This window comes from Paenibacillus chartarius (assembly GCF_042432825.1).
GTDB classification, from domain to species: Bacteria; Bacillota; Bacilli; order Paenibacillales; family NBRC-103111; genus Gordoniibacillus; species Gordoniibacillus chartarius.
Map to the genome: position 1 here is coordinate 71,087 of NZ_JBHLWN010000014.1, position 13,436 is coordinate 84,522.

The 13,436-nt window shown below is 55.9% G+C and carries 13 protein-coding genes and 2 riboswitches; of the genes, 2 read left to right on the forward strand and 11 right to left on the reverse strand.

Going from position 1 to position 13,436, the window contains the following annotated elements:
• Window positions 1-31: 31 nt before the first annotated feature.
• The 11 genes from ACFFK0_RS02270 to sleB all read right to left on the reverse strand — a co-directional run bounded on the left by ACFFK0_RS02270 (window position 32) and on the right by sleB (window position 11,337).
• On the reverse strand, window positions 32-682 hold the full coding sequence (locus ACFFK0_RS02270) for an urea amidolyase associated protein UAAP2 (protein WP_377468246.1): 651 nt from the start codon (window positions 680-682) through the stop codon (window positions 32-34).
• A 34-nt stretch (window positions 683-716) separates the two neighbouring features.
• Window positions 717-1,433, reverse strand: coding sequence for an urea amidolyase associated protein UAAP1 (locus ACFFK0_RS02275; protein WP_377468248.1), 717 nt, complete (start codon window positions 1,431-1,433; stop codon window positions 717-719).
• A 51-nt stretch (window positions 1,434-1,484) separates the two neighbouring features.
• Window positions 1,485-1,629, reverse strand: a riboswitch (guanidine-I (ykkC/yxkD leader).
• Window positions 1,630-1,645: 16 nt separating this feature from the next.
• Complete coding sequence (locus ACFFK0_RS02280; RefSeq protein WP_377468250.1) at window positions 1,646-2,452, reverse strand: ABC transporter ATP-binding protein; 807 nt, start codon at window positions 2,450-2,452, stop codon at window positions 1,646-1,648.
• Window position 2,453: 1 nt separating this feature from the next.
• Complete coding sequence (locus ACFFK0_RS02285; protein WP_377468252.1) at window positions 2,454-3,254, reverse strand: ABC transporter permease; 801 nt, start codon at window positions 3,252-3,254, stop codon at window positions 2,454-2,456.
• A 21-nt stretch (window positions 3,255-3,275) separates the two neighbouring features.
• Window positions 3,276-4,325 carry an ABC transporter substrate-binding protein gene (locus tag ACFFK0_RS02290; RefSeq protein ID WP_377468254.1) on the reverse strand — a complete coding sequence of 350 codons (1,050 nt, stop codon included), beginning with the start codon at window positions 4,323-4,325 and terminating at the stop codon, window positions 3,276-3,278.
• 161 nt (window positions 4,326-4,486) lie between these two features.
• A riboswitch (guanidine-I (ykkC/yxkD leader) is annotated at window positions 4,487-4,604 on the reverse strand.
• Between the two features lie 228 nt (window positions 4,605-4,832).
• On the reverse strand, window positions 4,833-6,449 hold the full coding sequence (locus ACFFK0_RS02295) for a diguanylate cyclase domain-containing protein (RefSeq protein ID WP_377468256.1): 1,617 nt from the start codon (window positions 6,447-6,449) through the stop codon (window positions 4,833-4,835).
• Between the two features lie 215 nt (window positions 6,450-6,664).
• A complete protein-coding gene (locus ACFFK0_RS02300) occupies window positions 6,665-7,183 on the reverse strand; it encodes a hypothetical protein (protein ID WP_377468258.1) in 519 nt (172 codons plus the stop codon).
• A gap of 7 nt (window positions 7,184-7,190) precedes the next feature.
• Entirely contained in the window at window positions 7,191-7,412 is a 222-nt protein-coding gene (locus tag ACFFK0_RS02305) for a helix-turn-helix domain-containing protein (RefSeq protein WP_377468260.1), read from the reverse strand.
• A gap of 10 nt (window positions 7,413-7,422) precedes the next feature.
• A complete protein-coding gene (locus ACFFK0_RS02310) occupies window positions 7,423-7,905 on the reverse strand; it encodes a DUF2975 domain-containing protein (protein WP_377468262.1) in 483 nt (160 codons plus the stop codon).
• Between the two features lie 159 nt (window positions 7,906-8,064).
• A complete protein-coding gene (locus ACFFK0_RS02315; protein ID WP_377468264.1) occupies window positions 8,065-10,539 on the reverse strand; it encodes a trypsin-like peptidase domain-containing protein in 2,475 nt (824 codons plus the stop codon).
• 150 nt (window positions 10,540-10,689) lie between these two features.
• Window positions 10,690-11,337, reverse strand: a complete 648-nt coding sequence (gene sleB / locus ACFFK0_RS02320; protein ID WP_377468266.1) for a spore cortex-lytic enzyme — start codon at window positions 11,335-11,337, stop codon at window positions 10,690-10,692.
• A 220-nt stretch (window positions 11,338-11,557) separates the two neighbouring features.
• On the opposite strand from sleB, the gene ACFFK0_RS02325 reads away from it, so the two are divergent.
• Both ACFFK0_RS02325 and ACFFK0_RS02330 read left to right on the forward strand, forming a co-directional pair.
• On the forward strand, window positions 11,558-12,544 hold the full coding sequence (locus ACFFK0_RS02325; RefSeq protein WP_377468355.1) for a zinc-dependent alcohol dehydrogenase family protein: 987 nt from the start codon (window positions 11,558-11,560) through the stop codon (window positions 12,542-12,544).
• A 21-nt stretch (window positions 12,545-12,565) separates the two neighbouring features.
• Window positions 12,566-13,228, forward strand: coding sequence for a DUF6483 family protein (locus ACFFK0_RS02330; RefSeq protein WP_377468267.1), 663 nt, complete (start codon window positions 12,566-12,568; stop codon window positions 13,226-13,228).
• Window positions 13,229-13,436: the final 208 nt, after the last annotated feature.

Here is a 13,436-nt window from a genome sequence, read left to right on the forward strand (position 1 = left end):
CCCCTCCCTGTAGTACGTTAACGGCGCTGCCCTACCGATCCCAGACGAGCACCCGGATCGGCGTCGGATTGTAGGCGTTGCACGGATTATTCAGCTGCGGACAGTTGCTGATCAGCGCTATCGTCCGCCGTATCGACACGAGCTCGACATAACAGCCCGGAGCGGAGACGCCGTCGGCAAACGTCAGATCGCCCTCCGGCGTAACCGGGACGTTCATGAAGAAGTTGATGTTCGGAGCCAAATCCCGCTTGCCGAGCTCCAAACCGGACTTCGCCAGCTGCAGCATGAACGTGTCCCGGCAATTGTGCATCGGCAGCGTATCGTGCGAATACCGCACCGTGTTGCTTTGCGCCGAGCAAGCGCCGCCGACCGTATCGTGGCGGCCTACCGTGTCGGCTGTAATCTTCAGCAGCGCCTCGCCGGACTCCGTGCGCAGCACGGAGCCAGCGGTCAAATACAGATTGCCTTGGCCGGCAATCGTCGCCGCCGCACTGTAATGGTCTTCCGGCTTGTCGGCATCATAGAACAGCGTATCCGCCGCCTGATTCCCCTCAAGATCAACGATCCGCAGCGCCTGCCCGGGCTTCAGCTCGCCCATCCAGCCGTCGCCGGCGAGCACCGTTACATCGAGTACCGCGTCCTCTTCCCGCCGGGAGCTTTCCACTCGTCTGAATTGCGTCATGTCCGATTCCTCCTCCGATATAGGTCAGCCCCTTCTACAGAAGGGCATAGTAGTCCCACGTATTCTCGAAAGCCCGGCGGTTCTCGCCACGATGATTAACGCATACGTCATTCTCCGCATCGACCGGCCGGGCCTCCCGCACAGTGAGCTCAACCGGCACTGACGGATACGCCGTACGCGGATCCAGCGGATTCGGCGTGTTGCTCACAACGACGAGAACATCCATCTCCGTACGCAGCGTCAGCCTTGCTCCCGCCGGACAATGCCCTTCCACGAAACGAAGCGCGCCCGACTCCTCCACGACCACCTTGGAAAATACGTTCACCGGAGGCACGATATCCCGCGCCCCTAATCCGTTTCGGACGAGCTCGACGGTCACATTTTCCAGTCCGCTCCGGAACCATTCGTTGCGCTGCGCCTGATACGTCGTCGTCCCGTACTTCGCGTCCGTTGCCGCCCGCGTCGTCAGCCCCGCAACCGGATCGTGCCAGCCTAACGTGTCTTCCACAATGCTGGCCAGCACGCGTCCGTTATCGCTCATCAGCACGTTGCCCGTCGTAAGATGCGCCGTATACTGCGCCTTCAGCGTATCCGGCATATTGTACCGCTCCGTCAGGTCGGCCGCATTGTACAGCAGCACCGCTATATTCGCACCGGCCTCCAGCGCCGTGAACGTCAGCTCCTTGCCCTTGCCGATCCGTCCCGACCACTTGCCTCCCGCCGGCACCGTCTTGCTCCATGTCCCGCTCATCCGAATACCCTCCTTGAAAAGTCGAATAGCCCGGAAAATCAAACGTTCTTGATCTCCCAGGCTTTTGTCCTTCCGTGTTATACCGCTCAGCGAGCCGCACTCCAGGGTGCCTCGCAGGCGATACGCCGTCTCTCGGACCAGTCTTGACCTTCCGGCAATAACGCCCTTGGCCAACGGAACCCTAGACAGCTTTACCGATATGTAATTGTCGGTCAATCGTGATGATGGCCGATCAGCGACACGATCTGCCGCTTCAGCTTCATGAACGGCTCCGCGTCGCGGCCGTCCGGATGCTGCTTCAGTTCGGCCGGAATCGTGAATTCGGCGCGGACGCGGCCCGGGTTCGGGTCCATGACATACACCTTCTGCGACAGGAACACCGCTTCTTCAATATCATGCGTGATGAAGACGATCGTCGTCTTCTCCTGCTCCCATATCGTTAGCAGCAGCCTCTGCATCGCTTCCTTCGTCTGCGGATCGAGCGCGCCGAACGGCTCATCCATCAGCAGCACTTCCGGGTTGGACGCCAGCGCTCTGGCGATTGCGACACGCTGCTTCATACCGCCGGACAGCTCCTTCGGGTACGCCTTGGCGAACTTCGCAAGCCCGACCAGCTCCATGAACCGGTCGGCGATCGCCCGCTTCTCGAACAGCGGCACCTTCTTGAGCGTCAAGCCGAACTCGATATTTTCGCGGACGGTCAGCCAGGGGAACAGCGTGTACGCTTGGAATACCATACCCCGGTCGGCGCCCGGTCCTTCGATCGGCTTGCCATGCATCTCCAGCTCGCCGCTCGTCGGCTCGTCGAGCCCCGCTATCATGCGCAGCAGCGTCGATTTGCCGCAGCCCGAAGGTCCGACGAAGGAGACGAACTGATTGTCGTACACCTCGAACGATACGTTGTCGAGCGCGAGCAGCTCGCGGCGCTTGCTGCGGAATATTTTGCTGATGCCCCGGTCGCTGATCTTCAGCTCCGCAGGCTCGGGAACCGGGTAAACGTTACGTAAGGCGGACAGCATATTATCGGCCTCCTTCCAGCCAAGGGAAAAACCGGCGGTGACAGAAGGCGAACGCCCGATCCGTCAACAGGCCGAGCAGCCCGATCGCCATAATCCCTACGAAAATCACATCCGTATTCAAAAACCGCTGCGACTTCATGATCGAGAAGCCGAGACCGGAGCTCGCCGCCACCAGCTCGGCGACGACGAGGTACGTCCACGCCCAGCCGAGCATCATCCGCATCGTATTCATCAGATCCGGCATAACCGCCCTGAGCAGCACCCGCTCGATCGCCTGCCGGCGGTTCGCGCCGAGCGTGTACGATACCTGCAGCAGATCGCCGGAAACCGAGCGCACGTTGTCCGCCACCATCAGAATGATCTGAAAGAAGCAGCCGAGGAAAATGACGAGAATTTTCGCCGTCTCGCCGATGCCGGCCCACACCATAATAAGCGGTACGAACGCCGTAGCCGGCATATAGCGAATGAATTCGGACTGCGGGATGACGAGCGACTCGGCGAATTTGAACGTGCCTGCGGCGATGCCGAGCGGAATGCCGAGCAAGCACGCCAGCAGGAAGCCGGCGGTTACGCGGTAGACGGACATCCCGACGTGATGCCAGAAGTCGCCGCTGACCAGCTGGTTGCCGAGCTGCAGCAGCACTTGATACGGTGTCGGCAGGAACGCTTCCTCCACGAGTCCGCCCCAGCTCGCCGCACTCCACAGTCCAAGTACGATGACGAACGTAAGGGCGACGCCGAAGGAGTACGTGGTGCGGCTAATGTCCGTGCGTATGTTCAGGATCGGGGAACGCTTCTTCATGTCCATCTCCTCCAAATGATGTCATTTGCCGCCGCCGCTCGTTTCTTTCGCTACTTCCTCGACGAAATGTCCGTCGATCACATTGGACAAATCGGGCAGCTTCGAAATCATATCGACGCTTTTCAGGAACTCGGCCGTCTTCTGTCCGGTGTAGCTGAGCGATGTCAAATCCTGCTGCTTACCGAACGCCTTTATGTTGTCGTCGAGGCTGAATATTTTCACGCTGCCGACGCCCTTCTTGTAGTCCTCGACCGGCGTCTCCGCGGCCTTCGCCATGATCGCCAGCGACTCCTCGGGATTGGCCTTCCAGTAATCGAGTGCGGCAAACCAAGCTTTTATGATCTTCTTCACGTCTTCAGGACGGTTCTTCGCGACATCTTCCTTAAAGACAAGCAAATCCGGAATGAGTCCAGGCGTATCGGCCGACGAGAACAGCAGCTTGCCCTTGCCTTCCTCCAGCGCCTTGCTGAGGAACGGCTCCCACAGGACGGCGGCGTCGAGGTTGCCGGAGATGAACGCCGGACCGGCGTCATTGACCGCCATGTTCGTAAAGTTAACATCCGATTCCTTAAGCCCTGCCTTCTGCAGGCCGGTCAGCATCAGCAGATGGTCGACGGTGCCCAGCTCCGTAGCCACCTTCTTGCCCTTCAGCTCCTGCAGGGAGCTGATGCCAGGTTTGACGACGATCCCGTCGCCGCCATTCGAATTGTCGTTGACCAGCACGGCTTTCAGCTTAATGCCTTTGGAAGCCGGTGCGATCGTATCGGACAGCGTCTGGCTGTTGGCGTCCACTTTGCCTGCGGCCAGCGCCGACAGGGAGTCGCTGTATACCGGGAACCATACGAGGTCAACCTTGACGCCTTCCTTCTCGAAAAACCCTTTCTCCTTGACCAGATACCACACGAACCAGCCCGGCCACGGGCTTAGCGCGAGCTTAATCGGCTCATTCGAACCGCTGCCGGACGATGCTCCGGCGCTTGACGTCGCTGCATTCCTGCCGCAGCCGCCAAGCACGACAACCGCCATGACGGCTGCCGCCAATACGATCGGGACCCACTTTGTTCTTTTCATCGGTAACCATCCTCTCCCGGTTTGGTGATGCCAAGGATAAACGGCTTCGCCGTCCTTCCGGACGAGTGCGTTTACCGTAGCGGAATCAGCCAAGTATAAACGACTGTTTATACTTTCTGATGTAGCAAAATAACCCGGAAAGATATCGGTTTGATCTGATATCCTCCCGGGCTTTTCTCCCTCCGTGTACATACGCTGCGTATCGCGTATGCGTCTTCTCTCGGACCAGCCGGCAACCTATGTAAGGTATTGTTCCGCGGAACCCTAGAAAACATGGTGTTATTCAGTTGTAATGTCGTCATTGTACACGACGATATTCACTTGTGTCAATATACTTCACACAAAAAGTTTGATTGCATGTCAATTCCATATTATCTAACATCCGCGTCAGGTGATTTGACATGAGTGTTGAAATGGTCATAAAAATAGCGGCAGTCCAGGACTTGTGCAAGCCCTGACTGCCGCTGCCATTTCGGATCCGCTTACGATAATATGAACAACGAGCCTTCAAGCGTCTCCGGCAGTATTTACTTTCATTCCTGCGGCAAACAGCTTGAAGCGATTTTTGCCGCTCCCCTTGGCATGGTACATGGCAATGTCGGCCGCTTTCAGCAGCGTATCTACCTCTTGTCCGTCACTGGGACAGCTGCTGATGCCGATGCTCGATGAGATATAAATATCTTGTGAAGGAAACCTTACGGCTTCGCTTTGGAAGGAGGCGATGATCCGCTCGGCCGTATTCCGTACGGCTTCCTCCGAATACGCGCTCGTCAGCAGAACGATGAATTCGTCGCCTCCAAGCCGCGCGACGGTATCCCGCTCCGTCACGGCACCTCGCAGTTTATCGGCCACGTGAGTGAGCAATCTGTCTCCTGCGTGATGCCCGAGCCTATCGTTGACTAATTTGAAATCATCCAGGTCAATCAGCATCACGGCGAACATCGGCAGCTTTCGTTCATGGACCCGCCCGATCGCTTGTTCAATCCGTTCATAAATCCGCGCGCGATTGGCTAATCCGGTAAGCGGATCGTGGTAGGCGAGGAAAGCGACCTTCCTCTCATTCGCCTTCTGCTCCGTTATGTCGCGAATAATGATCACTTGCAGCTGTTGATCGTCAAAATCAAGGAAGCCGTTCTCCCACTCCAAGATGAGAGAGTCGCCGTTCTTGCACAGCATCTCGGCCTCCTGAGTCTTGACAACCTTGCGCTGCTCGTAGCGAAGCTTATATTCCTCCAGCCGCCGCTTGCGGATCGGTTCGGGATACATGTCGGTGATCCGGTTCACCTTAGGCAAAACATCGGCGTTATCCAGCAAGGCTTGGCCGGCCGGATTCGCCTGAACAATGAACCCCTCCGCATCCGTAATCACAATCCCGAACGTGGAATGCCTGTGCAGCATTTCGTAGATTTGAAGCTGATATGGGAAAAAGTTGTAGCTTGCCATAACCCTCTGAAACGACCAGCCCCAGAAAATCGAGGCGATTAACCCGAGCTCGGGAATTTCGCCGTGCTTCACATGGGTAATGAGTCCGGCTTCAGCGGCCGTAACGAAACCGATGACCATACTGGCCGCCGCCAAATAAAGCATTTTACGAAATTTACCTTTCTCTTTGGCCGTTTGCGCTCTCTTCAAACCAATGGAAAGAAGCACAATCCCGGCGAAAGACATGACCAGCATGTAGACGTTGTAATAATAATAGGCGTAGCCCTTAACGGGCCGAACCCAGGCTCCATCCATATACCCGCCGCGGATCAGCGAGTCTGTAAACACGGACGCTACGAAAACCAGCACAAAGGGAACGTAGCCGAATGCATGAAGGAGCGGCCTCGGAATTTTGCATTCAAGCTTGGTTACTTTCAAATAAAATCGAACGGATACATAGAGCGTGACGATGGACATCGGAAACGTGCCCCATCGGTAGATCAAGATGCCGCTGTCTTGCGGCAGCATGTAGGCCAAGTATTGAAACACATTTTGAATGGCGAAGCACATGAGCAGTATGGCAAAGAACCGGTTCGTGGAGCTGTCCTTATTGCGCATGTAGATGTCGGCGGTCAAATACATAAAATACATGGACGGGACAATATACAGAAGAAATGCAATCAGAACCTGGGTACCTGACAAAGCTTTCAACCACCCTTATCTCAGAAGTGTGAGCGTTGATGTGCATTGGTAGTCGACCCGTCCCAAGCACCGCAGCAGCATGTCGAATGTCGTCAAATCTAGCATTATTATATCAACGGAGCGTTCCTGCTTTCAATGACACCGGCAACGGGAAACAGCGGCAGCCTAGAACGAGAACATCGTCCTAAACTGCCGCTTTGTTATTTCGTAAAATCCTATTCCCCCGAAATTGATGTAAAGGCCAAACAAGCGGTACACGCAACGGCTGTCACGACGATTCCACATGCAAGCCCGACCGCAGCCATAAACGTATCTTCGCCTGGATAAGCAGGCTCTAACGTGATTAGCATATAAATGAACGCCAACGTCAAGAGAGCATAAAAGCTGCTTCCGATACAGCCCATTTTCAATCGGCCGCTTGTACTGCCCTGCCACGCCCGATGCATGACGGACCATACATATAAACTTACGATCACAGCAGCCATCATGACAAGCAAGTGGACGATCGGAATGGCAAAATGCAGCTGTAAGATAATCAAGAGAAGCGTACAAGAAAATAGCACAGCATTCGTAACGAATAAGAAAAGGCCGCTTAACCAAAAATTGTGGTACCATTGCGCCCGACTTAGTTTCTGCACCAAGTAATGATCGTTACGGACGATTCCTTTTATTTGATTCCTAAAGAGAATAAGAGCCGCGACGCCGAGAAGGCCGATTATCAACATTAATGACATATTCCGTTCATCCTTGAATGTCTTCGTCCATTTTGTATTCCAATATATCTCCAGGCTGACAATCTAAAGCTTTACAAATCGCCTCCAGAGTTGATATTCGAATCGCCTTGGCCTTTCCGTTCTTCAATATGGACAGGTTCGCCATCGTGATTCCGACCTTCTCCGAAAGCTCTGTAACGCTCATCTTTCTCTTTGCCAGCATCACATCAATATTGATAATAATCGCCATAGTGTTCACCTCAGACCGTTAAGTCATTTTCCGATTTGATATCGATAGCCTCTTGTAACAGCCTTTGAAGAACGGCAGCGAATACGGCTATGACCAGGCCCGCAAAAATAAGGACCATTCCGATGAGGATAATCCCCGGGGCATCGTCCCTCTCCGCCATGAAATAAAAGAGCGGCATGCCTAACACGTACAAACCGCTGAACGTGATTGCACAGTATGTAATCGTTTTTAATGCGCCTACCGACCGTTCCGAGAAAGCTATGTTCTTATCAATAAAGCCGAGAAGCCTGAAGGCCTGATACAGAGCAAAGTAAAAAGGGACCGCCGTTGCATACAAATCAATGAAAACGAGATATTGTAAATAAGCCATTTCGGGATATAAGTCAGCTGCAAATTTTCCGATTTCAGGCACCAAAAATATACACATGGCAAGAACCGGGGTTCCGATTAACATAATGGCCGCCTTCAAAAAGAGCGTTGTTCCTCGTTTCACAAAAAGCACCTCACTTATTATAGTTGATTTGAATGTAACACAGGATTTATCGTTTTACAATAAATAATTACCGAATTGGATGTTATTCTTATTGTTACACAACACAAAGAAGCCGGATGCCGCAACTGCGCGGCACCCGGCCTCCGGTTTCACTCTTCACTATTCCGTGAACTGCAATGAAGCGAGCACATCGCTCAGCCGTTTTTCATTAGCTTCCGTGCGAACCGCATCGTTCATCCGGAGCGTGACGGTGTAGACGATATGATTTTTCTCGAACACGTACTGGGTCTGACGGTAAGGAGCCTCCGAGTTGTTGTATACGAGCTCGATCTTCTTGGCTGCGACGCCGAACACATTCTCATCGCTGACCGTGTACTTGTACTCCGCGTCGTCGTTGGCATTTTTCCTGTGGGCCGTTTCCAGGTCCTTGAGCTTCGTCTCCGCTTTGCCGTTGGCATCGGCCTCGAGGGCGAAGCCGCCTCCCGTGAAATAGTAACCGATACGGGCCGGATCCTTCTCGTCCGAGTAGGAGTTCTCGAGGTCCTCCCACGTTTCCGGTACCGTCAAGGCATACTTATACTTCTCGCTCTGGTACCGGACCGTCTTGTTCGGGTCCAGCAGCTCTTCCACATCTTGAATGAAGCCGAGCGCCGGATTCATTGCGCTCTTGTCGATCTGAATCGAATCGATAATTCCCTTCACGAACGCTTCGCGGCCTTGGCTGTCCTTCGGGTAGCCTATAGAGATTTCGTACTTGTACTTATCCTTCAGAATCAGCAAAGTCGTTGTAGAATTCCACTCGCTGCCCATCGTCGACGACGTTTCGATCCGCTTGGCCGGAGCGCCGGCGATCGTTACATCCTGCGCTTCTCCGGCCGATCTGAACGCCGCCGCGTATTGATCGTTAAATAATTGCAGCTTCCGCTTCAGCCAAGCGTCGAGCGTTTCGCCGGAGGACGCGGAGCTGACCTCGAAGCTTACGTACTGCTCGTAGTCGTCGCTCATGAAGAAGTTTCTGTTAAACCGGGAGCCTTCGTCGTCCCAATCCGCCGGCAGCTGCAGGCTAAGCCCGTATTCGTTCGTCACCTTGCTGCCGGTCGTCTTATGTACGGAGATATCCTTCAATGCGGCATTCGATTTATCGAACGACAGCTTGAAGCTGTCCAGCAAATCGTCGTAGCTGTTCAGCTTGAACTTGTTCGTGTACGTTTCTTCATCGCCGACATACAAGCTGACGATGTACACTTTGCCGTCCTTCTGATAAGCTCTGCTTTGCGTATACGAGTCGCGGAAAGATTTGGCCACCAGCTTCGCATAAGGCAAGCCCGATTCCGGCTTCACATATTTTTTCTCCAGCACGGTGGTGCCGGCAGCCGACATTTTGCCGAACAGGCCTGCAATGGACAGCTCGCTCCCGCTCATATCCTTCACTTGAATGTTCAGCGAAAACTCGCCCTTCGCGTCTTCGAAATCCACTTCGTCCCCGTCGTCGCTCTGACTTTCCTTGACGAGGCCCGCCGGATATTTCATCGACCAGCCGTAGTAGCTGTCGCCGATCAACGTCTTCCCTTGGTCGGCATCGATGCCGGAATCGTCGCCGCCCTCTGCGACCGGCTTCTGTACGCTCGTATCTTCGCCTAACGTTACCGATCTTTCGGTTTGCTGGCCGGACTCCGTCTTCACCTTTACGCTGAGCGAATCGCCGGGCAAATATTTTTTCAGCGCTTCATGATAACCGACAAGCGTATTGACCGCCGCATCGCCGATCTTCAGCAGCTGGTCGCCTTCCGCAAAACCGGCTTTCGCAGCCGGCGATTCCGGCTCGACATAAGCGACGCGCAGCCCGTCCTGACTCGGCAGCCCGACAACCGCTTCCCAGCTTTCCTCAAGCTCGACGCCCAAATAAGGACGCTTCACTTTGCCGTATTTTTGAAAATGGTCCAGCACATACCGCACCGTATCCATCGGAATCGCAAAGCCCAAGTTTTCCACGCCGTAGCTTGTAAACTTCATCGTATTGATGCCGACGACTTCACCTTCCATATTGACCAGTGCGCCCCCGCTGTTGCCGGGATTGATCGCCGCGTCGGTCTGGATCAGCTGGTAACGCGAGCTGAGCGACCGATCCAGGCCGCTGACGATGCCGACCGTGACCGAATTGCGCAGTGCGAACGAAATCGGCGTACCGATCGCCGCCACCGTTTCGCCGACCTCAATGTCGCCTGCCGCAGCAAGCGTTGCCGTCGGCAAATTCGAGGCTTCGATCTTCACCAGCGCAAGATCGCTCTCTTCATCGATGTTCGTCGCTTTGCCCGGGTACGATTTGCCGTCCGCCGTTACGACGACCAAGTTTTTCATGTCTTTGACCACATGGGCGTTCGTAATGATCACCCCGTTGCGATCCATAATAACGCCGGTTCCGTGCCCCAAATTGAATCGGTCGGACTCCCACTCATCGTCGCCGGTTCCGCTTGGCTTGCCGATGATGGCGACGACCGACGGCGTCGTCTTGGCGATAACTGCAGGCAGCTCGCCTTCGTCCGCCGCCGCAGCAGGCCGGGACGCTACAGCAGATGCCAAGAGCAGGGCCGCTCCCGCAAGCATCCCCTTATGAAACCAGTTTCCTTTGCTCATTCTCTTGCTCCCCTCATGATCGACTCTAGCACTCTTGTAAAATGCAGTAGACAAACCAACTCAAAAATAACATATAAAGGAATATTCCACAAATAAATTTTTCTGAATAAGAGGAAAGAGCGCCTGCTGCTGCAGGCGCCCCTTTTGACATTATTTTGTGAATATATGATTGCCGATCGTTACGATTTGCGGGCGTGACCAAATCCATTTGCTTGTAGCCGTTGCCGGATTGAAATAGTATAGAGCATTGCCGCTTGGGTCCCAGCCGCGCACTGCATCCATAGCCGCCAAATAAGCTGTCCGGTCCGGCGTCAGCCAGAATTGGCCGTCGTCCACCGCCGTAAATGCGCCCGGCTGAAAAATAACGCCGCGAATGTCGTTCGGGAATTGGCTCGATTGTATCCGGTTCAAGACAACGGCTCCGACGGCGACTTGTCCTTTGTAAGGCTCGCCCCGGGCCTCGCTGTAAATCAGCTTGGCCAGGAGATCCATCTCCGAGCGGTTCAAGGTCACCCTGCGCATAGCTTGCCACGTCATTCCGCCCGCTATTCCGTCAACGGACAGCCCGTATTGCTGCTGAAAGCGGGCAACGGCCGACTTCGTTTGATTGCCGTATATCCCATCCAAAGCTGTTGTATAGAAACCGACCGTCTTTAGCCGGTATTGTAAGTCCCATACGTCGCCGCCAGTGCTTCCCGGCTGCGTTATGACTGCAGCGTCGGCAGGGGCTTGCGGCAGAAAGGCGCCTCCGAGAATCGTCAAGCCGATCAGGAAAGCGCAAATCTTCCTTTGCAGCATGTTATCCTCTCCTTTCGGTACCCCATTATAACGGGTATCGGGCGGGAGACCAACCCGCACATATTGGCAGCAATCAGGCAAGCTGTGGAAAATGCCGCTGCGCTATGCGAGAATAGACATATAAAACGGGCTGCGCCGGACGGGATGGAGGCCAGTGCCCGCGCCGGATCGGCAGCCAAACGGAAAGGTCGGATTCATAATGACAATGACGAAGAGGATGATGAAAGCGATGCTGCTGGAGCGTTTCGGCGAGCCGGAGGAGTCGTTCCGGCTCGGCGAAGTGCCGCGCCCCCAAGCCGGTCCGGGCGAGATTGTCATCCGGGTTGAAGCGACGAGCGTCAACCCGATCGATTGCCGGCTGCGGCGGGGGCTGCATCCGCAGCTCGCCCCGCCGCTGCCGGCGGTGCTGCACGGCGACGCCGCCGGCGTTGTCGCCGAAGTCGGCGACGGCGTGACCGACCTGCGGGTCGGGGACGCCGTCTACGCGCTGATCGGCCAAGGGGCCTTGGCCGAATACGCGGTCCTGGATGCGCGGCTCGCCGCGCGCATCCCCGGCACGTGCTCGATGGCCGAAGCCGCCGCTTTGCCCGTTGTCGGGCTGACGGCATGGTACGGCCTCATCGAGCGGGCCCGCCTGCGCCCGGGGCAGCGGGCGCTCATTCACGCCGCCGCAGGCGGCGTCGGCCACATCGCGCTGCAGCTCGCGCGATGGGCAGGGGCGGTCGTCGCTGCGACCGCCTCCACCCCGGAGAAGCTGGCGATCGCCCGCCAGCTTGGGGCCCACGCTGCGATCGACTACCGGTCGCAGTCGGTTGAGTCCTATGTCCGCGAGCTCACGGACGGCCTCGGCTTCGACGTCGTCTTCGACACCGTCGGCAAGGACAACCTCGACCGCTCGCTGGAAGCCGCGCGGCCGTTCGGGCAGGTCGTCACCGCCTCCGCCCGGTCGACACACGATTTGACTCCGCTGCACAGCAAGTCGCTGACGCTGCACGGCATCTTCACGCTGCTGCAGGTGCGGCTCGGCGTCGGCCTGGAGCAGCACGGCGCAGCGCTCGCCCGGATAGCCGAGCTCGTCGATGCCGGTCACGTCCGCCCGCTGCTCGACGAGCGCCGCTTCACCTTCGAGCAGGTCGCCGAAGCGCACCGACACGCCGAATCCGGCCAAGCGGTCGGCAAAATCACGCTCACGAATCCTTGGATGTAACAAAGGAGGCGCATCACCGCTATGCAGCACCGCGATTACATCACCAGATTAATTGAGGAAATGTCGAAGATGATGGCCACCGTGTTATCTCTGCAAAGGCAGGACAAAAAGCATCAAGAGGCGTTCGACCTGCTGGAGGGCTTATTCTCACGGCTGTATTTGCCGAAATCCAAAGTTCTCGTTCATTTGTCCGAATCCGACCTTCTCGCGTTATTTCGCACCAACGACATTATCGAAACGGACAAAATGGCCGCCGCTTCTCTCCTCCTGACCGAAGAAGCCGAAGTAAGCCGGGATTGGGGCCGGGAAGAGGACGCCTATCTGCGGTATGCGACCGCCCTGTTCCTCCGTGCCGAAGCCGCATTGCACGAAGAGCAGGACAACGCCGCCCCCGCTCATGCCGAGGAGATCGAGAAGCTGCTTCGCGCTCTCGACCACTACCATTTGCCGCTGCATGTTATAGCCAAGCTTGCCGCATACTACGAAGCGGCCGGCCAGTACGACCAGGCGGAAAACATGCTGTACCGCCTCCTCAAAGCCGCCGTTCCCGGCGATCGTCACGCGGAATTCCGGCAGCTGGCTCACGATTTCTACGAGCGGTTGCTGAAGATGGAGGACACGGAGCTTTCCGCCGGGGGACTCCCCCGCGACGAAGTGCTCGAGGGACTCCACGCTCTTATGTAATCTAACATGACGCGGCATATGTTTTTCGGGTTGACCCCTCACAAAACAGCGATGACTATGTTATAATACATAACATAGTCATCCGGTTGGAGGGATTACAATGTATTCCACTCAATATTTTGTACGCGAGCAACAGTCCCGCCGCACTAGCCCGACAAAACAAGCTCTCGGCCGTACCGAACGTCCCGGCGCTCAACATCCATTCCAT